Here is a 22,254-nt window from a genome sequence, read left to right on the forward strand (position 1 = left end):
CCCCCGGCCTCCCCCCATGACCTTTCTGCTGCCAGGAGCCCTCCCCCGTGCCTTCCGCCGGAATCGCCCCCAGACGAGCCGTCCAGCTCGCGGCGCTCTTCGCGATGATGGTCGCGTTCACCGCCCAGCTGCTCGGCGCGCTGCTGTCCGTCATTCCGCTGTTCATCGCAGCCTCCGTGGTCAACCTGGTTCTTGACCTGGTCCTCCAGCACCAGCAGCCCGCCCTGCTCGCCCTGCTCGGCCGGATCCGCTTCGACGTGACGGTGCGTCAGCTGCTGCGGGACATGCTGATGCTGGTCGGCCTGCTGCACATCGACGGGATCAACCCCCTGGAGGAGCAGGCCCCCCTGACCATCACTCTGCTCGCCTTCTACGGCACCCACTTCGTGTGCCAGGCGGTCGCGGTCCTGGTCCGCCGCTCCCGGAGTCTGCCGATCGTCACCCGCAACGTCGACGCCGGCGCGCTGGGCCTCACCGACGCCCCACCGCGGCTGCTCTACCGCCAGACGGGCCGGCGGCTGCTGCGCTTCTCGGTGCCCACCACGGCCGGGATGATGGTCACCGCGATCACCGGCAACGCCTTCTGGGGCGGTCTCGGCATCGGCGTCGCACTGCTGCTCTCGGCCGGCGGCACCCTCTACCTCAGCACCTGGCTGCTGCCCCACAAGCAGGTCGTCGGCGAACAGCGCGCCCTGGAATGGCTGGACCGCTGGCTGGCCGCCTACCGGCCGACGGTCGGCATGTACTTCTCCGGCGGCGCCGCCTCCGCCTACCAGGCCAACATGTGGCTCGACACCCTGGCCGGGCTGGACGGCCGGCCGATCATCGTGCTCCGCGAGCGGTTCATGGTGCAGAAGATCGAGGCCACCGACATCCCGATCGTCTGCATCCCCAAGGTCTCCCACCTGATGCGGCTGGAGCACTCCACCCTCAAGGTGCTGCTGCACCCGGCGAACTCCGGCAAGACCTCGCAGATCCTGCGGATCCCTTCCATCAAGCACGCCTTCATCAACCACGGAGAGAGCGACAAGCTCTCCTCCTGCAACCCGTACGCCAAGGCGTACGACGAGGTGTGGGTGGCCGGCCCGGCGGCCCGGGACCGCTACCAGCTCGCCGACATCGGCATCGAGGACAAGGACGTCGTCGAGGTCGGCCGCCCCCAACTCGCGCCGATCCGGCCCTACGAGGGCGCCCCGGTCGGCCGGTACACCACCGTGCTCTACGCGCCCACCTGGGAGGGCTGGGACGGCAACCCGGGCAACACCTCGGTGATCCTGGCCGGCGAGAACATCGTCCGCGCCCTGCTTGCCGACCCCTCGGTCCGGCTGCTCTACAAACCGCACCCGATGACCGGCTCGGTGGACCCGCAGGCCGGCGCCGCCAACCTCCGTATCCAGGCCATGATCGCCGCGGCCAACGCCCGGCGCGGCGGCCCGCGGCCCGCCCCCGAGACCGCAGCCGAACTGGACCGCCGCACCGCCGAACTCGACCGGCTGACCACCGCCGACTTCCGCAAGAGCGCCGACGAGCTGGAGCGGATGCGGCTCCAGAGCACCCCCGAGGAGGGCCGCGCGGCCGCCGTCGAGGCCGCGGTCACCGCCTGGGAGAAGGCGTACTGGAATTCCCTCCCGGAGTGGGAGCACCGCGTCGTCGTCACCGCGCGCCCCGGCATCTTCGCCTGCTTCAACGAGGCGGACCTGCTGATCAGCGACGTCTCCAGCGTGGTCTCCGACTACCTGACCAGCGAGAAGCCGTACGCGGTCGCCAACACCTCGGGGCTCGACGAGGACGACTTCCGGGCGCAGTACCCGACCGTGCGGGCGGCGACCATCCTCGCGCCCGACGCGGCCGGGGTGCCCGCGCTCCTGGAGGCGGTCCGGCATCCGGAGCGGGACGGCCTGGCCGCGGCCCGCGCCGAACTCAAGGAGCATCTGCTCGGCCCGTCCGACCCGCCGTCGGCGGTCCGCTTCAACCAGGCCGTGGTGGAGCTGTGCGCCCGGGCCGACGAGCGGCGGCGGCGGATGGAGAGCCGACTCTCCGGCATCCCCGTCCAGCGCTCGCAGCGGGCCGTACCCGCCGCCGGGACGGCCCGGCAGGGCACCGACGGCGCCCCGGACGCCCCCGCCGCCGTCTAGCCCGCAGCGGGTCGTCCACGGCCCCGCAAACCGTATGCAAGGGACCATTCGCAAGGGGACCATTCGCACGGAGACGGTACGAAGGCCCCGGGAGGAACGCTCCTCCCGGGGCCTTCGTGCTGCATACGCTCCGGACCGCTTCCGGCCGTACGCCCTGGACCGGTACGCCCTGGAACCAGTGGGCGCCGGAACTAGAAGGGCGAGAAGCCGTCGTAGTCGCGCTGCGCCTCGTCGCGGGCCGCGTCGCGGTCGCGGCGGCGCTGGGCGGCCGGGCGCGGTGCGTCGAAGCGGTGGTCCTCGCCACGGCGGCCGAGCATCTCCGCGCCGGCCGACAACGACGGCTCCCAGTCGAAGACCACCGCGTTGTCGTCGGGCCCGATCGCCACGCCGTCCATCGCGCGGGCGCCCGCCTTCAGCAGCGCGTCCTCCACGCCGAGGCGGTTGAGCCGGTCGGCCAGATAGCCCACCGCCTCCTCGTTGTTGAAGTCGGTCTGGCGGACCCAGCGCTCGGGCTTCTCGCCGCGGACGCGGAAGAACCCGTCGGCCTCCTTGGTGACCGTGAAGCCCGCGTCGTCCACCGCCTTGGGGCGGATCACGACCCGGGTCGCCTCCTGGACGGGCTTGGCGGCACGCGCCGTGGCGACGATCTCCGCCAGCGCGTACGACAGCTCCTTCAGGCCCTGGCGGGCGACCGCGGAGACCTCGAAGACGCGGTAGCCGCGCGCCTCCAGGTCCGGGCGGATCATGTCGGCGAGGTCCTTGCCGTCCGGGATGTCGATCTTGTTGAGGACGACCACCCGCGGCCGGTCGCCGAGGCCGCCGTACTGGGCCAGCTCCTCCTCGATGACGTCGAGGTCGGAGACCGGGTCGCGGTGCGACTCCAGGGTGGCGGTGTCCAGGACGTGGACCAGCACCTCGCAGCGCTCGACGTGCCGCAGGAACTCCAGGCCCAGGCCCTTGCCCCGGCTGGCGCCGGGGATCAGACCGGGGACGTCGGCGATGGTGTAGACCGTCTCGCCCGCGGTCACCACGCCGAGGTTGGGCACCAGCGTCGTGAACGGATAGTCGGCGATCTTCGGCTTGGCGGCCGAGAGGACCGAGATCAGCGAGGACTTGCCGGCGCTCGGGTAGCCGACCAGCGCGACGTCCGCGACGGTCTTCAGCTCCAGCACGATGTCCCGGGCCTCGCCGGGCTCGCCGAGCAGCGCGAAGCCGGGGGCCTTGCGGCGGGCCGAGGCGAGCGCGGCGTTGCCGAGGCCGCCGCGGCCGCCCTGGCCGGCGACGAACCGCGTGCCCTGGCCCACCAGGTCGGCCAGCACCTCGCCGTTCTTGTCGAGGACGACGGTGCCGTCGGGCACCGGCAGGATAAGGTCCTGGCCGTTCTTGCCCTCGCGGTTGTCGCCCGCGCCCGGCTGGCCGTTGGTGGCCTTGCGGTGCGGGTGGTGGTGGTAGTCGAGGAGCGTGGTGACGTCCTGGTCGACGACCAGGATCACATCGCCGCCGCGGCCGCCGTTGCCCCCGTCGGGGCCGCCGAGCGGCTTGAACTTCTCCCGATGGACGGAGGCGCAGCCGTGGCCTCCGTTACCCGCGGCGACGTGCAGCTCGACGCGGTCCACGAAGGTGGTCATGGTGGGGATGCCTCCAGATCAGCGGGGTTGTCTGCGTACTGCGCGGGATGTCCGCGGACGCCGGGGTGCCGCGCGCATCGCGGCGGGGTCTGCTTCGTCTTCTTCCTAACGCGCCAAGGGCGGACCGGTCTTCCCGCTTCGCGCGGAAAGAGGCGGTCCGCCCCTGACGTGCTGTCGACGTGCGTCGTCCGGGCCGAATTACTCGGCGATCGGGACGATGTTCACGACCTTGCGGCCGCGGAAGGTGCCGAACTGCACCGCACCGGGCTGCAGGGCGAACAGGGTGTCGTCGCCGCCGCGGCCGACGCCCGCGCCCGGGTGGAAGTGGGTGCCACGCTGGCGGACCAGGATCTCACCGGCGAGGACGGCCTGACCGCCGAAGCGCTTCACGCCGAGCCGCTGAGCGTTGGAATCGCGACCGTTCCGAGTGGACGATGCGCCCTTCTTGTGTGCCATGTCTCCTCAGTCCCTTACTTCGCCGGAGCGTCGATGCCGGTGATCTTCAGCGCCGTGTGGAGCTGGCGGTGGCCGATCCGCTTCTTGTAACCGGTCTTGTTCTTGTACTTCTGGATCCGGATCTTGTCGCCCTTGTGGTGGTCCACGACCTCGGCCTGGACCTTCACGCCGGCGAGGACCCACGGGTCGCTGGTGACCGCGTCACCGTCGACGACCAGCAGCGTGGAGAGCTCGACGGTGTCGCCGACCTTGCTGGTGGAAATGCGGTCAACCTCGATGACGTCGCCAACAGCAACCTTCTGCTGGCGTCCGCCGGTGCGCACGATCGCGTACACGCGGAACTCTCTCTCGCTAGGTAACGGATCCTCTGATGCCAGCCGCTCTCACAGGCTCAGGGACGTCCTGTGGAATCCGACCCGTGGACCACGAGCGGGACGAGCGGCCTCCCTCGGCGGGGCCGAGAGGTGTTTGCTCAGAAGGGGTGGTGCCACACAGACACCGACGGTCAAGGTTACGGGGCCTCGACCAGGGGGTCAAACCGGCCCCGGACCGCCTCGCGACGGTCCGGGGCCGGCCACTGCTCAGTCCTCCGCCGACCCCGAAGCCGCCGCGGTCTTCTTGGCCGCCGCCTTCTTCGTCGTCGTCTTCTTCGCGGTGGTCTTCTTGACCGCGGCCTTCTTGGCGGTGGTCTTCTTCGCCGCCGTCTTCTTGGCCGTGGTCTTCTTCGCCGCGGCCTTCTTGGCCGTGGTCTTCTTCGCCGCCGCCTTCTTCGCGGTCTTCTTCGCCGCGGGCGCCGGCTCGGCGGGCTCAGCGACCTCGGCGGGCTGCTCGGGAGCCTCGGCGGGGGCCTCCGCGGCCGGCGCGCCGACCACGATCGTCCCCACCGCCTCGTCGGCGGCCTCCGGCGAGCCCGCCGGAGCGGACACCCGGCGGGTCGCCCGGCGGCGCGGACGCGGCGGCGCAGGCTCGGCCGCAGGGGCGGTCTCCGCCACCGGCGCGGGCTCGGCGACCGGCTCCGGAGCGGGCTCCGGCTCGACCGCCGGGGCGGCCGGCACCACGATCGCGGCGGCCTCGGTGGCCTTGGGGGCGCCGGCCGGTGCCGTCGCCTTCCGGCTGGCCCGGCGGCGGCCACGGCTCCGGCCCGTCGCGGCGGCCTCGGCTTCCGCGGGGCTGCCGAACCACTCGTCGGTGCCGTCCACCGACGGCTGCAGCTGGGCCTCGGTCACCGCGACCGGCTCCAGCTCCGGCAGCTCCTCCGCCGGGGCGGCGACCGCCGGCACGGCCTCGGCCGCGACCTCGGCCACCTGCTCCGGCTGGGCACCGTTCGCGCCCGCCTTGCCCTTCTTCTTGCGCTTGCCGCCGCCGGCCGACGGCTGGTCCATGTGGACGATCACGCCGCGGCCGTTGCAGTGCACGCACTGCTCGGAGAACGACTCCAGCAGGCCCTGACCGACCCGCTTGCGGGTCATCTGGACCAGGCCGAGCGAGGTGACCTCGGCCACCTGGTGCTTGGTCCGGTCCCGGCCCAGGCACTCCAGCAGGCGACGCAGCACCAGGTCCCGGTTGGACTCCAGGACCATGTCGATGAAGTCGACGACGACGATGCCGCCCAGGTCGCGCAGCCGCAGCTGGCGCACGATCTCCTCGGCCGCCTCCAGGTTGTTCCGGGTGACGGTTTCCTCGAGGTTGCCGCCCTGACCGGTGAACTTCCCGGTGTTGACGTCGATCACGACCATGGCCTCGGTCTTGTCGATCACCAGCGAACCGCCGCTGGGCAGCCAGACCTTGCGGTCCAGCGCCTTCATCAGCTGCTCGTCGATCCGGTACGTCGCGAAGACGTCGACCTCGGAGGTCCACCGCTGCAGGCGGTCGACGAGGTCCGGCGCGACGTGCGAGACATAGCCGTGGATGGTCTGCCAGGCGTCGTCACCGCTCACGATGACCTTGGAGAAGTCCTCGTTGAAGATGTCGCGGACGACCCGGACGGTCATGTCCGGCTCGCCGTAGAGCAGGCTCGGCGAGCTGGTGTTGGACGCCTTGGCCTTCTTCTGGATCTCCTCCCACTGCGCCTGCAGCCGCTCCACGTCACGGCGCAGCTCGTCCTCGCTCGCGCCCTCCGCGGCGGTGCGGACGATGACGCCCGCGTCCTCGGGGACGATCTTCTTGAGGATCTGCTTCAGCCGGGCCCGCTCGGTGTCCGGGAGCTTGCGGCTGATACCGGTCATCGAGCCCTCGGGCACGTAGACGAGGTAGCGGCCGGGCAGCGAGACCTGGCTGGTCAGCCGGGCGCCCTTGTGTCCGATCGGGTCCTTGGTGACCTGCACCAGGACGGACTGGCCGGACTTCAGCGCGGTCTCGATGCGGCGCGGCCCGTTGGCCATGCCCAGCGCCTCGAAGTTGACCTCGCCCGCGTACAGCACGGCGTTGCGGCCCTTGCCGATGTCGACGAAGGCGGCCTCCATCGACGGCAGGACGTTCTGGACCTTGCCCAGGTAGACGTTGCCGACGTAGCTGGTGGCCTGCTCCTTGTTGACGAAGTGCTCGACGAGGACGTCGTCCTCCAGCACGCCGATCTGGGTGCGCTCGCCGCTCTGGCGGACCACCATCACCCGCTCGACGGCCTCCCGGCGCGCCAGGAACTCCGCCTCGGTGATGATCGGCACCCGGCGGCGGCCCTGCTCGCGCCCCTCGCGGCGGCGCTGCTTCTTGGCCTCCAGACGGGTCGAGCCCTTGATGGACTGGACCTCGTCGGCGCCGGTGCTCTCTTCCTTCTTGCGCGGCTCGCGGACCTTGACGACGGTGCGCTCCGGGTCGTCGACGTGCGCGGTCTCGGCCTCTGCGGTGTCGCCGCTGCGCCGGCGGCGGCGCCGGCGACGGCGGCTGCTGCTGGTGCTGGACTCCGGGTGCTCCTCGGCGCCCGGCTCCTCGCCCTCGGCGGCCTCCTCGGCCGGCTCCTCGCCCGCACCGGCCTCGCCGGGCTGCTCCTCGGCATCCTCGGCCATCTCACCGCGGCGGCGGCGACGGCCGCCCCGGCGGCGGCGGCGCGCGGGACGGTCGCCGTCCTCGCCGGTCCCGGTCTCGTGCTCCTCCTCGGGCTCCTCGACCTCGGCGGCCTCGGCGGCCTCCGCGGCTTCTTCCGTCACGGGCTCCTCGACCTGCGCGGGAGCCGCCTGGGCGGCCTCGGCCGGCTCGCCGCGGCGCCGGCGACGGCGGCGCGGGGCACCGGCCGGCGCCTCCTCCGGCGTCTCCGTGGTCGTCTCCGCCTCGCGGCGGGCGGCGTGCTCGGCGGCGGCGCTCTCGGGGGTCTGGAACATCGGCTCCGCGAAGACCGGGGCCTGGAAGACGGCCGTCGGCGGCCGCTGTGCCCGGCGGCGGCCACGCGCCGGCGCCTCGGCGGGAGGCTCCTCCTCGGCCTGCGGCGCGGGCGCCTCGGCGGCCGCGGGCTCCGCGGGCCGCTCGGCGCGGCGGCGGGTCCGGCGGCGCGGCGCCTCGGCCTCGCCGGCCGGCGGCTGCTCGGCGGCGGGGGCCGCGGGCTCAGCGGCGGCGGCCGGAGCGGTCGCCTTACGGGTGGCCCGACGACGGGCACGGGCCGGACGCGGCTCCTCCTCGGCGGCGGGCGCCTCGACGGCCTCGACCGCCTCTTCGGCCTCCTCCTCCGTCTCTTCCTCGGCGGACGGCGTCTCGACGACCGGCTCCGGGGCGGCCGACGGCGCGGTCGCCTTACGGGTCGCCCGGCGACGCGTACGGGCCGGACGCGGCTCCTCCTCGACGGGGGCGGCCGGGGCCTCCTCCGCGGCGGCGGGCGCCTCGACCGCCTCCGGGGCGGCGCTCTCCTCGGCGGCGGGCCGCGGCGCGCCGGCCGGAGCGGTGACCTTGCGGGTGGCCCGGCGACGGGTGCGCGCCGGACGCGGCTCCTCCTCGGCAGCGGCGGCCGGAGCCTCCTCGACGGCGGCAGCGGCCGGGGCCTCGGCGGGCTCGGGCGTCTCCGCGGACACGGAGGCGCGCGGGGAGCCGGCCGGGGAGGTGGCCTTGCGGGTCGCCCGGCGGCGCGGGCGGGCCGGCTTCTCCTCGACGGCGGCGGCCTGCGGCGCGGTGTCGGCCGCGCCTGCGGTGTCGGAGCCCGCGGCCGGGCGGTCGGTGCTCACCACGGCGGCCTCGGCGGCGCCGGCCGGCGGACCGGCCGGGCGGGACACCGCGCGGCGCCGGCGGCGCGGCGGCAGCGTGTCGCTGGGCGAGTGGTTGTTGTCGCTCTCGCGGTCCGTGGGCCGCGAGGACTCGGTGGGCTCAATAGCTTCGAGCATGCGGGCGGTTCTCCCGTCACGCTCCCGGGCGCCGCGCCTGATTCCGGCCACGGTCCGCGCGCTGGGCGCGGTCCCGCCGTCCGGGGCGCGTGCGCCGCACGGGAGCTGTCGTCTCGCTCGCCGGGCCCGGGGTCCGGACCGGCGAAAGTCTTCTGGTCAGTGCGTCCGCCGGACCGGGGTGGCACCCTGGCTGATCGGCGACGCGACGACGCGTCCTACGCAGTGCCGTCCCCGGAAGTGGCCGGGGAGGCCCCGCCCTGCACCGTCGCGGTACTCAGCCCGGCGGCCGTGGATGGGGCGGCCGTGGCAGCGTCGCGGTCGGGCGCCAGCGGGTCGGTCACCGTGCCGGTCTCCTCATCGAGCAGCCCCTGCGCCAGCCTGGTCACCGCTGCGGGGACCGGCGGCGCCAGGTCGGCCGTAACCCGGAGGCCGGACAGGACGTCGTCGGGTCGAACGGCAGGTGTCAGATGCCGAACAACCAGCCGCAGTATCGCACAGGCACTGCCGTCGGGCCTATCGCCCTGAGCGGGGCCCACGGTGTCGCCCTCCGCCGGGACGGCCTCCAGACGTGCGACCGCGGCCCGGGCGTCGAAGGTCCGCATGCCGTTCTTGGTGCGGCGCTCGACCGGCACCTCCTCGGCGGCGAGGAACGCCTCCACGGCGCGCCCGGCCTCCTCGGGGGCGACCCCGTCGAGCCGGATCTCCCACACCGACGCCTGGAGCCGGTCGGCGAGACCGCTGGTGCGGGCCTCCACGGCGTCGGTCACATCGAGACCGGCGGGCAGGGAGGCGTCGAGCAGTGCGCGGAGCGTCTCCGGGTCCCGGTGCTCGGCCAGCTGGATCTCCAGGTACTCGGCCTCGCTGCCGGTCCCGGTGGGCGCCGCGTTGGCGTACGACACCTTGGGGTGCGGGGTGAAGCCCGCCGAATAGGCCATGGGGACCTCGGCGCGGCGCAGGGCCCTCTCGAAGGCGCGCTGGAAGTCGCGGTGGCTGGTGAACCGGAGGCGGCCGCGCTTGGTGTAACGCAGTCGGATGCGCTGCACCGCCGGTGCAGGCGGCGGGCCTTCGGGCTGTCGCTTGCCCAGTGTTACTTCTCCTTGGTGTCAGGGCGCGGCTGGCGCCGCCCCGTCCGGATCGTCCCCGCGTGGGCGCGGATACATCGACCCGGACGTCTCTGCCTAGAGTACGTGCCGGCGTCCCGGACAGTTCCCGGCGGGGCGCCGGGGCCGGGTGCCGCGATCCCGTCCGCCCCGGGGAAAACCCTTCGGACGGGTGGGCCGGCTACGGCCCGGACACTGCGCCGACGCGGAGATCACGCGGAGATCCAATACCGAAGTTTCTCCGCCCGGCGGTCCTCGAAAACCCCGCCGCACTCCTCGATCACCCGGCGCGAGCCGGTGTTGGTCGCGTCGCAGGTCACCAGCACCGGGTCGATGCCCAGCCGGTGCGCGTGCGGCAGCACGGCCCGCAGCATCGCGGTGGCGTGACCCCGGCGACGGGCGGTGGGACGCACCGCATAGCCGATGTGGCCGCCCAACTCGCGCAGCGACGCGGTGAGCCGGTGCCGGACGGTGATCCGCCCCAGGTACTCCGTCCCGTCCACCCACCAGAACGTGGTCATCGGCACGGGGCCCTCGGACCGCTCGTCCATGCCGACCCCGCCCGTCTGGCGAACGTAGTCGGCGAAGCCCTCGGCGGACTGCCACCGGGTGTGCCAGGCCCGCAGGTCGCGACCAAGGCTGGAAGAGGGGGAACGGTGCACGCCCTCGGCCCGGAACTCCGCCATGGCGGCGAGGAACGACTCATGAACACGAACGGTCGGTGCGCTCAGCTGCGGTGCCATGGCGATCATTCTGCGGGCCGTCGTCGTCGCGCGACAGGGGCGGCCGCGGGTGCGTGCGTCAGCGACCCACGATCGGTCCCGCCGCCGTCCTCCAGACAGCCAGCCTGCTCCCCCTGCCCGCCCGTCCCCTTCGAGTCCCCTGCGAGGCGCCCAAGAAGTCACCCGAAAGCCAACCGGCTTCACCTCCCACCGCGCCCGGAAATCCCCAACCCGCCTGTGCCGCCTGGCGAGTTGGCGACGCAACACATCGAGGCCGACCACCTGGACACCGAGGCCGGCCCGGACTGGGGGCGTGGCGCGCCTCACGCAAACGGACCATCTCTTTTCACGGCAAAGTCCGCCAAATGGGTACCGTTGTGTCCATGCGCAGCTCCTGGCGCGCCTGTCTTCAGGCGCCGCCCACTCCCGCCAAGGAGGAACAAGCCATGACGCATCTTCGTCGAATAGCGACCCTCGCAGCAGCAAGTGCAATCCTGACCCTCGGACTCATCGCACCCGCCCAGGCGCGCCCCCTCGGAGGCGAGGGCGACGACGACTTCCTCCACCTCCACATCCACGGGCACTGTCCGCCCGTCATCGGCTGCCTCATCTCCCTCTAGCGACGGCAGGGCAACCGCCGGCCGACTTCCGAGCCCGCCCGCCCCAGCAGCCCCCGAACGAGCACTCCGCTCAACTGGGCCACGTCACAGCCGAGTTCACTGACTCCACCGGAATCCGTCGGCGCCACGAGGACTACCGCTGATTGTCCTGGCGGCGGCCTTCAGCCTGCGGTCGCGCGGCCGGGAAGCCCTGTTCGCGCGAGTCCCGCCGACGCGGTCATCCCGTACGGCACGCACCACACAACAGCCGTCACGGGCGCCCGAGTTCACGGAGTACACGGGTGAAGCGACGCAACGTCCAGGAGATCGCGGGAAGTTCCGGCGGCCAGTTGAGGAAGCTGTGCGGCATCCCCCTGGCCATCGCCAGGTCCACCCGCACCCCGGCGGCCGCGAGCTGTGCGGCGAACGCCTCGCCGGACGGCCGGAGATCGTCGTACTCGGCTGTGACGATCAGGGTCGGTGGCAGTCCGGCGGCACCGGCGGTGGCCGGGTGGACGTAACGGCCGCCACGGGGACCCGCGTAGTGGCGGTACATCGCCGTGACCGCTTCCGGGGGAAACCGCCGGACGCCGGGCACCGGCCCGGACAGCTCCGCCAAGCGCGCCATGAGCTCGGCGGACGCCTCGGGGACCACCTCGTGCACGAGGGGATAGGCCAGCAGCAGGGCCGCGGGCAGCGGCGCTCCGTCGTCGCGAAGATGCTGGGCGACTCCGACGGCCAGGTTCGCGCCGGCGCTCGCCCCGCCCATGGCGAACCGCTCCGGCGCCGGACCCGGCTCCCGCGCACGGCCGCACGCCCAGGCCCAGGCCGACCGGACGTCGTCATGCGGTACGGGGTAGTGCACGCCGCCGGTCGCGAGCCGGTAGCCGACCGAGACCACCACCGCCGGTGTCCGATGGGCGAGTTGCGCCGAGACCAGGTGCGCGTGGGGCACATCGAGGCCGCCCTGGGTGAAGCCGCCGCCGTGCATCCAGACGAGACCGACCGCGGCTGGGGTCCCCCGGGGGACGTAGACCCGGACGGGGACACCGTCGGCCGTGGTGTACTCGATCTCCACATCGGGCAGGTCGTAGGGCCGGCCACCGGGTCGGGTGGTGGCGATTGCGGGGTGGAGCGGCGGCACGGTGCACACCGCCCCTCATCGGGTCGCGGCGTGGCCGACCCGGCGTGTCCAGTAACGCCAGCCCGCCCACATCTGACCGGCCGGCCAGCACTCCGCCGACTTGCGCACGCTCTCCTCGGGGCCGGTCCAGCACCGGATCTCGCCGGCGGCCTGTGCGGTGAGCTGTATCCGGCAGGCCCGCTCCAGGAACAGGGCGGTCATCACGGCGTGCGCGACGTCCTGGCCGACGGCGGCCAGGCCGTGCTGGGGCATCAAACAGGCGCGCGCCGGGCCGAGCGTCTCGGCCAACGCCCGCCCCAGCGCGGGAGTGCTGACGAGACCGGCTGTGGCCGCATAGCGCGGCAGACCGTGCTCGGCGAAGACGACCGCGTCGTGACTGACCGGCAGCAGCGGTCGGTTCAGCGCGGCGAAGGCGTTGACGGCCGCGGCGTGCGTATGGACCGTCACGTTCACGTCCGGACGGGCCCGCATCAGCTCGGTGTGGATCGGATACTCCTTGTGCACCTGGTCCGGACCGGCCAGGGAACGGCCGTTCCAGCCGACCAGAACGACGCGGTCCGGCCTGACCTCCTCCAGCCCCCAGCCGGGGGCCTTCATCCACACCCCCCGCCCCTCCGGGTCGCGCACCGCCAGGTGCCCCCACACCATGTCACCCTGCCCAGCCGCCGCCAGCACCCGGCTGCCCAACACCACCGCAGCCGTCTCCGCCGCGCCCCCGTCCTGACTGAGTGTCATACGCCGCACTCCCCCTCGACTTCCCATTCCTGGGCCCGTTCCTGGGCCCGTTCCCGTCGGTTGATCCGCTCACAGCCACCAACATACTGAAGGTGCCTCTTAATTAGCACCCCTCATTAAGATGTACCTTCATAAAGAAGGTGGTTCAGTTGGCTGCTAACCTCGGCACATGGAGACCGACCATGGAGACTGACGAGGCGTCCGGGCGCCTGGGAGAGCTGTTCCTGAACGTGGCCAAACAGGTGCGGGCCCGGCAGGCGGAACGCTTCGCGCCCTTCGGCATCACCCCCGCGCAGGCCCGCGTGCTCGGCCTCCTCGCGCGCAGCGGGACGCCACCGCGGATGACGGAACTGGCGGAGCGACTGGGCGTGGTGCCACGCGCGGTGACTCCCCTCATCGACGCCCTGGAGGCGGCAGGGCTCGTACGCCGCCTGGCCGACCCGGACAACCGCCGCTCCACACTGGTCGAACTCACCGACCAGGGCTCCGACATGCGCCGGTCGCTCCACGCCGAGCGCGTGCGCGTCGTCGAGGACGTCTTCGCCCCCCTCACCCCACGGCAGCGCGCGACCCTGCTGGACCTCCTCGGCAGACTGTGAGCGCCGGCCCGTAACGGGACCCGACCAGAGGGCCAGCCTCACGCAAGGCATCCGTTGCGTCAGTGGCCGTGATATCAGCACGCGCCGTGCCCTAAGAACGGGGAACCTCATGCCCGCTTACGTCATCGTCAACGTCGATGTGCTCGACGAGGAGGCCGGTCTGGCCTACGCACCCGTGGCCCAGGAGTCCATCCTCAGCCACGGTGGCCGCTACCTGGTCGCGGGCCCCACGCCCGAGCCGGTGGAAGGCAGTTGGGACGCCTCCCGTTTCATGGTCATCGAGTTTCCCGACATGGACCGGATCCGGCAGTGGTACGACTCCCCGGAGTACCGGCGCGCCCGAGCGATACGGGAGGGCAAGGTTCGGGTGGCGATGCTGTTCGTCGAGGGCGCGCCGCCCGAGGGCTTCTCGCTCCCGGCCTAGGCCGCTTCTGGAGACATTCCGGCAACGCCGCATGGGGGTCCCCCCGCGCCGTTCAGGCGTGGGGGGAGTGCGTGCCAGGCGCCGCGACGCCGCGGAGATCCGTCAGAAGCGCCCTAGGCCAGCTTGCGGATCACCCGGGCCGGATTGCCCACGGCCAGCACGCTGGGCGGTAGGTCCTTGGTGACCACAGCCCCCGCACCGACCACCGTGTTCTCACCGATGTTCACACCAGGACAGACGATCGCCCCGCCGCCCAGCCACACGTTGTCGCCGATCGTGATCGGCAGCGCCTTCGACCAACCGGCCCGCCGCCGCTCCGCATCCAGCTCATGGACCGGGGTCAGCAACTGCACGTTGGGCCCGATCCGAACATGTGCGCCGATGGTGATGGGGGCGACGTCCAGGAACACGGCCCCGAAGTTGACGAACGTGCCGGTGCCGATGTGGATGCGATACCCGTAGTCACAGTGGAAAGGTGCCCGGATCCGGACAAGTTCGCCTACCGAGCCCAGCAACTCTCCCAGAATCGCCTGCCGTTCGTCGACGCTCCTGCCTGCGTTGTATGCCGCGCACAACTCCTCCCGCCGCAGCATGTCAGGGTCCAGTTCATCCAACTCGGGCATGTCGGGCAGGTACCAGTCACCACTTGACGTGTGACGCCTGGTCTCGTCCATCAAGGCTCCCTTCCCGCTGCAAGCTCCCAGATCTTGCCCCGAAGCGAAGCCGATCGCACCAGGGACTCGGAGCCTGCAAGACAGCCCGCCAGAGAAGCCAGTGCCGGACGGCCGGCCATCTCGGCAAGGCGTCCCGAGTCGGCCCCACGCGGCGCCAAGGCCCCCTGAAAATGCGAAGGCCCCTCACGCACCCACTCCGCCTCGCAGTGGACGTTCGAGGGGCCTCCCTGCGCCGGCAGAGGCGTTCCGGGGGCCTCTGCCGACGTACGGTGCCGCTCGCGTCCGTGGCCGCTTCCGCTTCTGCCGGCCGTGGGCTACTTCACGGTCAGAGGCAGCAGCTTCTTGCCGGTGGGGGCGATCTGGATCTGGGGGTCCATCTGTGGACAGGCGTCGCAGAACACTCCTGCGCACCGCCGATCCCGGTGCTGGTGCCGGTGCCGGTGCCTCCTAAAGAGCTGGGAGGACCTGCACTAGCGCCACGCCAACGACCGCTCGAACTCCCACCCTGGTCGGCGTACTAAGGCAGTTCGAACCGGACTTCCGGGTTGGCCTTCGAGGGGCCGTCCAGCAGCGGCTTCTGGATGCCACGCAGATGCTGGTCGAAAAACGCGCCAACGTAGCTTCGCGTGATCTGCGCGGCGCGCTGTCCCGGCAGCGGCGCAGAAGGGGCGCTCACACCGAGTTGGGTCGCGAGGACGGGGAGGTCGAGGAAGCTGAGGTGATTGCTGCCGGCGACGGTCAGCCACCGCTTCCATCCGTTCAGCCGGGCCCACCCCTCATCCCATGTCGCGTCCTGACCGGGCCTGTGATCGGCGTTGCCCAGCAGCATGAAGGGCCTGCCCTGAAGTCCGGACGCGGGGAGGGGCACGTTGAACATCCCGTCCATGTTCATGCCCGCTCGCACCCGGCCGTCGGAAGCCATGGTGTGCGCTGCACTGTCCCCGCCGATGGAGTGCCCGGCCACCCCGATCCGCTTCGCGTCGATCATCGACCCGTATTTCCAGGCGGAGTGAGGTCCGGTCAGCTCGTTGATGACGAACGACAGGTCCTTGGTCCTGTTCTTGGTCACGATGCCTTCTTGCCCCGGCTTGACCGTTTCGCAGGCGACGCAGGTGAGCGTACGGCCGCCCGGGAAGGTCGTGCCAACGGCTTCGTAGGCGTGGTCGACAGTCGCGACCACATACCCGTGGCTGGCCAGGTCCTCGGCGAGGAGGGTGAGGGTGGTGCGCGGCAGCCCGAAGCCGGGCGAGAGCACCACGAGCGGATACCTGCCGGATGCCGGCCGCGCGCTGGTACGCGCATAGGTGTGGGTAGCGCTCAGCGTCTGAGCTGGTACCCGGTCCTCCAAGTGCTGGCTCGCCAGGAGCAATCGAGCCTCTTCAGTGGACATGTAAGCAGAGGAGCGCCCGCTTCCCTGGTGCGCTGGGTAGTACACGGAGAGCATCAGCTCCCGTGCCCCCGACTGCGGAACCCAAGGATCGCGACGGCTCTTGTCGACGAGGGGCACGATGCTGCGCCCCACCGCATGGGGGCCGGTGGGGCGGGGGAGTTCGAGGTGAACGGCCCGCGCGGTTCTGGCGGATATCGGCGCGGGAGCGGTCGCAGCAAAAGCCATGTCGGATGCAGCGATCGGCAGGGACAGGGAAAGGGCGAGCAGCGCGGTTGTCGCGGCACGGCGGAGTCTGATCACGAAGGAACGGTACGACGACGCCAGGGCCGGCGTCCCGAGTCGGCTCACCGGACGCCAAGCCCCCACGAGAATGCCCGAAGGTCCCTCAGGGCCATTCCACTTCGGAGTGGACGTTCGAGCGGCCTCCCTGCGTCGGACGAGGCGTTCTGGGCACCTCTGCCGACGCGACGGACCGCCGACGCTCCGAGACTCCGGCGCCGAGCGCGCTCAGCATCTCAGCCATCTCAACCTCTGCGACATCGGTCACAGCGTCGGCGATCCGTCGTAAGAGGACGAACGCCAAGACAGACCAGGGACAGCAAGCCGCCGAGTCCGAGTGGACAGCGGCGGACGGTGGCATCGCCGAGATCGAAGCCGCCAACACCAGCACCCGGGTGGCCAGCCTCTGGGACTACACCAAGACACAGAGCGAGTGATTGGTGGGCAAGCCTGCCTACGGCTACGCCACCGACGTGGACAAGAACGGCAAGGTGGTCCTCCGTATCGATAAGGACGCCCACCGCGCGCTGCACTGGTGCCGAAGAGCGGCGTGAAGTTCGGCGGAACATCATCCGCCGCTTCGACGCCATGCGCGCCACCTGCGTAGGCGCATCCCAGTCGACTGCACTACACAGCAGTATCGTTCCGGAACGCCAACTCCAGGGCTGTAGCAGGGCTACCGAACAACACTGCTGTACTGCTCACGCCTGCTACGCAAGGACAGCCAAATCGTCACGTTCCCAAGGACTATGGCCATAGCGATGAAGATCCAAACCATCATGCTCGTAACGCTACACCGCGGGACAGTGGCCTTGGCCGCAGTCTCGTGAATGACCTACGGCGTGTACTTACCGGCCAGCATTCAAGGAGCCCGTCGGCCCGGTCATGTGGGCACCGGGCGGGCGTCATCCACGTCGTGCCAGGCGTTGCCGCCCGCGTCACCCCCGTCGGACTGGTCGGGGGCGGAGCCTGGCCGACCTCGTCAATCCGTCGAGAACAGTCGTCGGCCTGCGCCCCTGACCGAACACGAATGCCCCCGCCCCGGCAACTGGCCGGAGCGGGGGCAATTCAAGCGAGCAGGATACGCCTAGGGTGTCACACAGCAGAACTCACATGACAGTGACACATTCCCTGTCCTGCCGTGGAGTTGACGGGTTCAGCGGGGCATCATGCAGGGGTGGGGGACGTAACCCGTGATGCCCTTATAGGTCACCTTGTTCCACGCGTCGGCCTGGATGTAGCCCTTGCTGCCACAGGCGTTGTGCTTACCGCCGCTGAAGACCATGACGCTGCCGCCGTTCATAAGGGCCTTGGCATTGGCCCCCTTGGGGAGCAGACCCAGGGCCGAGCTGTTGGTCGTGGTCTTCGCGCGGATCTTCACCGACTCCGTCGCGTAGAAGGTGTGGGTGGTGGCGGCCGACGCACTGGGCGCGGACAGCAAAAGAAGCGACGCCACAGCCGATGCGCCCATGCCGATGGTGGTCAACGTCTTGCGCATGAATCCCCCTGGATAAATGTGCCTGTTGGACAAACGAAGAGCACCATAACTGACGGGGATGACAACGAGCCAAGCCGGAGCGTTCAGGGGCTTTTGTGCGGCATATGGTTTGAACTACCTATTGAGGCAGACTTTTGGTGACTCCGCTCTCCTGGTTCAGCCAGTTTTGACGGCGGTGGCCATCTGGTCGAGGTTCGCGGCGGCGAGGTTGCCGATGGTCCGTTTCACCAGGGACCAGATGCCTTCCTGCGGGGTGAGGTCGGGCGCGTAGGCGGGGAAGTGGAAGACCGTCAGCCAGTCCTCGTTCGCGGCGATGAAAGCCTTCATCTGCGGCATGAGGTGAGTTCGCAGGTTGTCCCAGACCAGCACGATCGGGCTGCCAAGCCGGATGTGTGCCCGCACGATGAAGTCGCGGTGGTCCCGCCGGATGAAGCCCTTGGGCTCGCCTCGGCGGCCGCGATGCACGCGGAAGCTGTAGATCAGCCGCGAACGCTCCCCCTTCTTGAAACAGGTCATTCCGGCCACGGAGACGCGTCCGGAGCCCCGGCCGCGGACGCTCACCACCGGAGTCCGGCCCACGCGGCCCCAGGTCCTGGCCCGTGGCGGCCTCAGTGACTGGCTGGCTTCGCCCTCGCAGACGATCCAGGCACCGCCGGCCGCCGCGGTGCTTTTCCCCGCGGCCACACCTTCTTCTTCCACAGCTCGACGGACTCGTCGTCCCGCTCGATCGCCCGACGAGCCGGCTGCTGCCACGACCAGCCATGACGTTTCAGCTGCCGTCACGTGCCCTCCACCGTGTAGCCGACGTGGAACAGCCGCCCGATCAAGGTCTTCACACGGGCGGGCAGTAGCGGCGTGGGAAGTGAGCTACCTTTTTGCCGCTTTCAGGAGCTGAGCAACTGTGGCTTCGGTCTTCCGATTGATCTGGTACATTCCGCACAAATCCCCTTCTGGCGGACTCTGAGTTGCTTCAGGGTCGCGGGAGATCCCTGCGTACATGTAAGGGAGGGTGTCACCCTTGGCGAATGGCACCCCCTCGCGCCATCGCGGAATAACCCACCAGGAGTTCAGATAGCGAGCACTGTGCGTCAGGTTCAACATTTCACTACTGTGGTAAATTTCGGCGTGATAGCGCAAGAATTCGTCACCCGGATACGCAAGCCAGCTAGGCGCATCCCGAGTGTGTCGCTCGTCTTTTGATTTCACATCCCAAGAGACTTCGAGAGAATCACCATAGTCGCTCGCCGGCTTACACTTATCGCCTCTTACGAACCCGAAGGACGTGAAAACCGCGATACGGCCGAGGCCGGACCGCAACGGCACATCGATGATGGACTCCGACGATGATTCGGCACCTGAGAGGACCCAGACACCCGGGATCCAAATGTGTCCAGCGCCCAGCATGCGAGAGGGGGAGAAAGTTACATGTCTCAGCGTTTGAGGTCCCCCCGGCGCCCCTAGGTCGCGCTTCCAATCACTCATCCCGCTACCTTTGGAATTAAACTTTGTCACATAACCTTGGGTCACCCAAAACGAACCCGCAACAAAAATTCCCGCCAAGCCGGGATTGCTGATTTTGAAATGCACTGGAACGTGAAGCAAAGACCCGTCCGCACTCACGGCGGGTTGACCAAATGCGACGTTGAACGGCATTTTTGTCGGACTTGCGTATGGGACATAAAGCTGTGAATAGCCGACGCTCGCGAGTCCGATGGCACCGGACACCACCACGCTCATAGCGACGCCTTTAGGATGCGGAATCCCCCGCCACACTTTCTGCCGGGTCAGCGTCCAGAACGCCCAGAACGCCCAGAGCGCCAAGCCAATCCACAGCCAGAGAAAAGGGGTGTAGTCCCTACCCTGAAACTGAACGATCAGGAACACTAGATCTGTGACCGTTACGGTGCCAACCCCCAGGAGGACCGCCACACCTGAGTAACGCAGGGCCCTCTTCCCCCAGTAATCGCACAATGCCAGGACCGCGACCACTTCCACCAGTGCCGCGGTCATGAAGATGACCCCCACGATGCGCCCGCCGTACGCCAGAGCGCCGAACGCGTCCGTCGCGCCTACGTGGAACAGCACCGCAGCGGATGCGAGAAGTCCCAGCGCCATCCCCACGCCGGTAGCACGCCGTCGCCACGGGCGGTCGGGCCAACAAGTCGGGTCCGCCAACCAGTTGACGCATGCAGGATCATCGAGATCGATGTCCGGAGGCAGGCCAGCCCGGCGCAGAAGTCTTCGCAGGCCGCGCGGCGACCAGATCCGGCCGATGACTTCACCCCGGAGGCGCACGGCCCGCAAGCCCCGACCGTCCGGGGCCTCCACAACGACAAGAGGCTGGTTGCTCACGAGCAAAGGGTGACCTCTCCGCTGCCGCCATTGCAGCAATGACACACACCCGCACCCCAGGGCGAGCATCGGACGGCAGAGGCCCACAAGACAGCCCGAAGGCCCCTCACACCCACTCAACCTCTGAGTGGATATGCGAGGGGCCTCCCTGCGCCGGCAGAGGCGTTCCGAGGGCCTCCGCCGACGTACGGTGCCGCTCGCGTCCGTGGCCGTTTCTGCCGGCCGTGGGCTACTTCACGCTCAGAGGCAGCAGCTTCTTGCCGGTGGGGCCGATCTGGATCTGGGTGTCCATCTGCGGGCACACGCCGCAGTCGAAGCACGGGGTCCAGCGGCAGTCCTCGACCTCGGTCTCGTCGAGGGCGTCCTGCCAGTCCTCCCAGAGCCAGTCCTTGTCGAGGCCGGAGTCGAGGTGGTCCCAGGGCAGGACCTCCTCGTAGGTGCGCTCGCGGGTGGTGTACCAGTCGACGTCCACCCCGAAGTCGGGCAGCGTCTTCTCGGCGCACGCCATCCAGCGGTCGTAGGAGAAGTGCTCACGCCAGCCGTCGAAGCGGCCGCCGTCCTCGTAGACCGCGCGGATGACCGCGCCGATCCGGCGGTCACCGCGGGAGAGCAGGCCCTCGACGATGCCGGGCTTGCCGTCGTGGTAGCGGAAGCCGATGGAGCGGCCGTACTTCTTGTCGCCGCGGATCTTGTCGCGGAGCTTGGCCAGGCGGGCGTCGGTCTCCTCGGCGGAGAGCTGGGGCGCCCACTGGAAGGGGGTGTGCGGCTTGGGGACGAAGCCGCCGATGGAGACCGTGCAGCGGATGTCGTTGGACTTGGCGACCTCGCGGCCCTTGGCGATGACGTTGACCGCCATGTCGCCGATCTGGAGGACGTCCTCGTCGGTCTCGGTCGGCAGACCGCACATGAAGTAGAGCTTCACCTGGCGCCAGCCGTTGCCGTAGGCGGTGGCGACGGTCCGGATCAGGTCCTCTTCGGAGACCATCTTGTTGATGACCTTGCGGATCCGCTCGCTGCCGCCCTCGGGGGCGAAGGTCAGGCCGGAGCGGCGGCCGTTGCGGGTCAGCTCGTTGGCGAGGTCGATGTTGAAGGCGTCGACCCGGGTGGACGGGAGCGACAGGCCGATCTTGTCTTCCTCGTACCGGTCGGCGAGGCCCTTGGCCACGTCGCCGATCTCGGTGTGGTCCGCGGAGGACAGCGACAGCAGGCCGACCTCCTCGAATCCCGTGGCTTTCAGGCCACGGTCCACCATCTCGCCGATGCCGGTGATGCTTCGCTCCCGCACGGGGCGCGTGATCATGCCGGCCTGGCAGAAACGGCAGCCGCGGGTGCAGCCACGGAAGATCTCGACCGACATCCGCTCGTGGACGGTCTCGGCCAGCGGGACGAGCGGCTGCTTGGGGTAGGGCCACTCGTCGAGGTCCATGACGGTGTGCTTGGAGACCCGCCACGGGACGCCGGAGCGGTTCGGGACGACGCGCGAGATGCGGCCGTCGGCGAGGTACTCGACGTCGTAGAACTTGGGGACGTAGACGTTGCCGGTGCGGGCCAGCCGGAAGAGCAGCTCGTCGCGGCCGCCGGGGCGGCCCTCGGTCTTCCACTCGCGGATGATCCGGGTGATGTCCAGGACCGCCTGCTCGCCGTCGCCGATGACCGCGCAGTCGAGGAAGTCGGCGATCGGCTCGGGGTTGAACGCGGCGTGGCCGCCGGCCAGGACCACCGGGTGGTCCTCGGTGCGGTCCTTGGCCTCCAGCGGGATGCCGGCGAGGTCCAGGGCGGTGAGCATGTTGGTGTAGCCGAGCTCGGTGGAGAAGCTCAGGCCGAACACGTCGAAGTCGCCGACGGGCCGGTGGCTGTCCACGGTGAACTGGGGCACCTTGTGCTCGCGCATCAGCGCTTCGAGGTCCGGCCAGACGCTGTAGGTGCGCTCGGCGAGGACGCCCTGCTGCTCGTTGAGGACCTCGTAGAGGATCATGACGCCCTGGTTGGGCAGGCCGACCTCGTAGGCGTCGGGGTACATGAGCGCCCAGCGGACGTCGCACTCCTGCCACGGCTTGACCGTGGAGTTCAGCTCACCGCCGACGTACTGGATGGGCTTCTGCACATGCGGGAGCAGAGCTTCGAGCTGCGGGAAAACCGACTCGGACATCTCGAACCTTCGTGGACGGACAAGGGGCGACTCACAAGCGTAACCCGCTCGGGGGTGCCCTCCGGACGG

17 protein-coding genes and 2 pseudogenes are annotated in these 22,254 nt (G+C 70.2%); 5 read left to right on the forward strand and 14 right to left on the reverse strand.

Annotated features, from left to right (window positions below):
- Window positions 1-47 precede the first annotated feature (47 nt).
- Window positions 48-2,135, forward strand: a complete 2,088-nt coding sequence (locus B073_RS0110430; RefSeq protein WP_018538039.1) for a hypothetical protein — start codon at window positions 48-50, stop codon at window positions 2,133-2,135.
- A gap of 191 nt (window positions 2,136-2,326) precedes the next feature.
- On the opposite strand, the gene obgE is transcribed toward B073_RS0110430, so the two are convergent.
- The 6 genes from obgE to B073_RS0110460 all read right to left on the reverse strand — a co-directional run bounded on the left by obgE (window position 2,327) and on the right by B073_RS0110460 (window position 10,363).
- Window positions 2,327-3,763, reverse strand: a complete 1,437-nt coding sequence (gene obgE, locus B073_RS0110435) for a GTPase ObgE (protein WP_018538040.1) — start codon at window positions 3,761-3,763, stop codon at window positions 2,327-2,329.
- Window positions 3,764-3,961: 198 nt separating this feature from the next.
- Window positions 3,962-4,219, reverse strand: coding sequence for a 50S ribosomal protein L27 (rpmA, locus tag B073_RS0110440; protein WP_018538041.1), 258 nt, complete (start codon window positions 4,217-4,219; stop codon window positions 3,962-3,964).
- A 14-nt stretch (window positions 4,220-4,233) separates the two neighbouring features.
- Window positions 4,234-4,554 carry a 50S ribosomal protein L21 gene (gene rplU, locus B073_RS0110445; RefSeq protein WP_018538042.1) on the reverse strand — a complete coding sequence of 107 codons (321 nt, stop codon included), beginning with the start codon at window positions 4,552-4,554 and terminating at the stop codon, window positions 4,234-4,236.
- A gap of 246 nt (window positions 4,555-4,800) precedes the next feature.
- Entirely contained in the window at window positions 4,801-8,520 is a 3,720-nt protein-coding gene (locus tag B073_RS0110450) for an Rne/Rng family ribonuclease (protein WP_018538043.1), read from the reverse strand.
- Window positions 8,521-8,735: 215 nt separating this feature from the next.
- Window positions 8,736-9,563, reverse strand: a complete 828-nt coding sequence (locus B073_RS0110455; protein WP_018538044.1) for a TIGR03936 family radical SAM-associated protein — start codon at window positions 9,561-9,563, stop codon at window positions 8,736-8,738.
- Between the two features lie 269 nt (window positions 9,564-9,832).
- Window positions 9,833-10,363 carry a GNAT family N-acetyltransferase gene (locus tag B073_RS0110460; protein WP_026247246.1) on the reverse strand — a complete coding sequence of 177 codons (531 nt, stop codon included), beginning with the start codon at window positions 10,361-10,363 and terminating at the stop codon, window positions 9,833-9,835.
- 425 nt (window positions 10,364-10,788) lie between these two features.
- Here B073_RS0110460 and B073_RS46305 point away from each other — a divergent pair, with 425 nt between their 5' ends.
- Window positions 10,789-10,962 carry a hypothetical protein gene (locus tag B073_RS46305; protein ID WP_018538046.1) on the forward strand — a complete coding sequence of 58 codons (174 nt, stop codon included), beginning with the start codon at window positions 10,789-10,791 and terminating at the stop codon, window positions 10,960-10,962.
- Between the two features lie 250 nt (window positions 10,963-11,212).
- Here B073_RS46305 and B073_RS39620 read toward each other — a convergent pair whose 3' ends face one another.
- Both B073_RS39620 and B073_RS0110475 read right to left on the reverse strand, forming a co-directional pair.
- Window positions 11,213-12,094: an alpha/beta hydrolase fold domain-containing protein gene (locus B073_RS39620; RefSeq protein ID WP_018538047.1), complete on the reverse strand. Its 882-nt coding sequence runs from the start codon at window positions 12,092-12,094 to the stop codon at window positions 11,213-11,215.
- Between the two features lie 6 nt (window positions 12,095-12,100).
- Entirely contained in the window at window positions 12,101-12,820 is a 720-nt protein-coding gene (locus B073_RS0110475; RefSeq protein ID WP_018538048.1) for a class II aldolase/adducin family protein, read from the reverse strand.
- A gap of 182 nt (window positions 12,821-13,002) precedes the next feature.
- Here B073_RS0110475 and B073_RS0110480 point away from each other — a divergent pair, with 182 nt between their 5' ends.
- Window positions 13,003-13,419, forward strand: coding sequence for a MarR family winged helix-turn-helix transcriptional regulator (locus B073_RS0110480; RefSeq protein WP_018538049.1), 417 nt, complete (start codon window positions 13,003-13,005; stop codon window positions 13,417-13,419).
- 109 nt (window positions 13,420-13,528) lie between these two features.
- Complete coding sequence (locus B073_RS0110485; RefSeq protein ID WP_018538050.1) at window positions 13,529-13,843, forward strand: DUF1330 domain-containing protein; 315 nt, start codon at window positions 13,529-13,531, stop codon at window positions 13,841-13,843.
- A 113-nt stretch (window positions 13,844-13,956) separates the two neighbouring features.
- On the opposite strand, the gene B073_RS0110490 is transcribed toward B073_RS0110485, so the two are convergent.
- Together B073_RS0110490 and B073_RS0110500 are read right to left on the reverse strand one after the other, a co-directional pair.
- Window positions 13,957-14,517, reverse strand: a complete 561-nt coding sequence (locus B073_RS0110490) for a sugar O-acetyltransferase (protein ID WP_026247247.1) — start codon at window positions 14,515-14,517, stop codon at window positions 13,957-13,959.
- A 517-nt stretch (window positions 14,518-15,034) separates the two neighbouring features.
- On the reverse strand, window positions 15,035-16,207 hold the full coding sequence (locus B073_RS0110500; RefSeq protein WP_234025044.1) for an alpha/beta hydrolase family protein: 1,173 nt from the start codon (window positions 16,205-16,207) through the stop codon (window positions 15,035-15,037).
- Window positions 16,208-16,539: 332 nt separating this feature from the next.
- Here B073_RS0110500 and B073_RS43800 point away from each other — a divergent pair.
- Window positions 16,540-16,737: pseudogene (locus B073_RS43800) on the forward strand (recombinase family protein); the annotation flags it as partial.
- Window positions 16,738-17,342: 605 nt separating this feature from the next.
- Here B073_RS43800 and B073_RS0110510 read toward each other — a convergent pair.
- The 4 genes and pseudogenes from B073_RS0110510 to B073_RS0110525 form a co-directional block, all read right to left on the reverse strand.
- Window positions 17,343-17,684: a hypothetical protein gene (locus B073_RS0110510; protein WP_018538054.1), complete on the reverse strand. Its 342-nt coding sequence runs from the start codon at window positions 17,682-17,684 to the stop codon at window positions 17,343-17,345.
- A gap of 165 nt (window positions 17,685-17,849) precedes the next feature.
- Window positions 17,850-18,526: pseudogene (locus B073_RS0110515) on the reverse strand (IS630 family transposase); the annotation flags it as partial.
- A 25-nt stretch (window positions 18,527-18,551) separates the two neighbouring features.
- Entirely contained in the window at window positions 18,552-20,036 is a 1,485-nt protein-coding gene (locus B073_RS47110) for a hypothetical protein (protein ID WP_199788129.1), read from the reverse strand.
- A 229-nt stretch (window positions 20,037-20,265) separates the two neighbouring features.
- Window positions 20,266-22,185, reverse strand: coding sequence for a TIGR03960 family B12-binding radical SAM protein (locus B073_RS0110525; protein ID WP_018538056.1), 1,920 nt, complete (start codon window positions 22,183-22,185; stop codon window positions 20,266-20,268).
- Window positions 22,186-22,254 lie beyond the last annotated feature (69 nt).

The sequence above is a fragment of the Streptomyces sp. MspMP-M5 genome (assembly GCF_000373585.1).
In the GTDB taxonomy this organism is placed as follows: Bacteria; Actinomycetota; Actinomycetes; order Streptomycetales; family Streptomycetaceae; genus Streptomyces.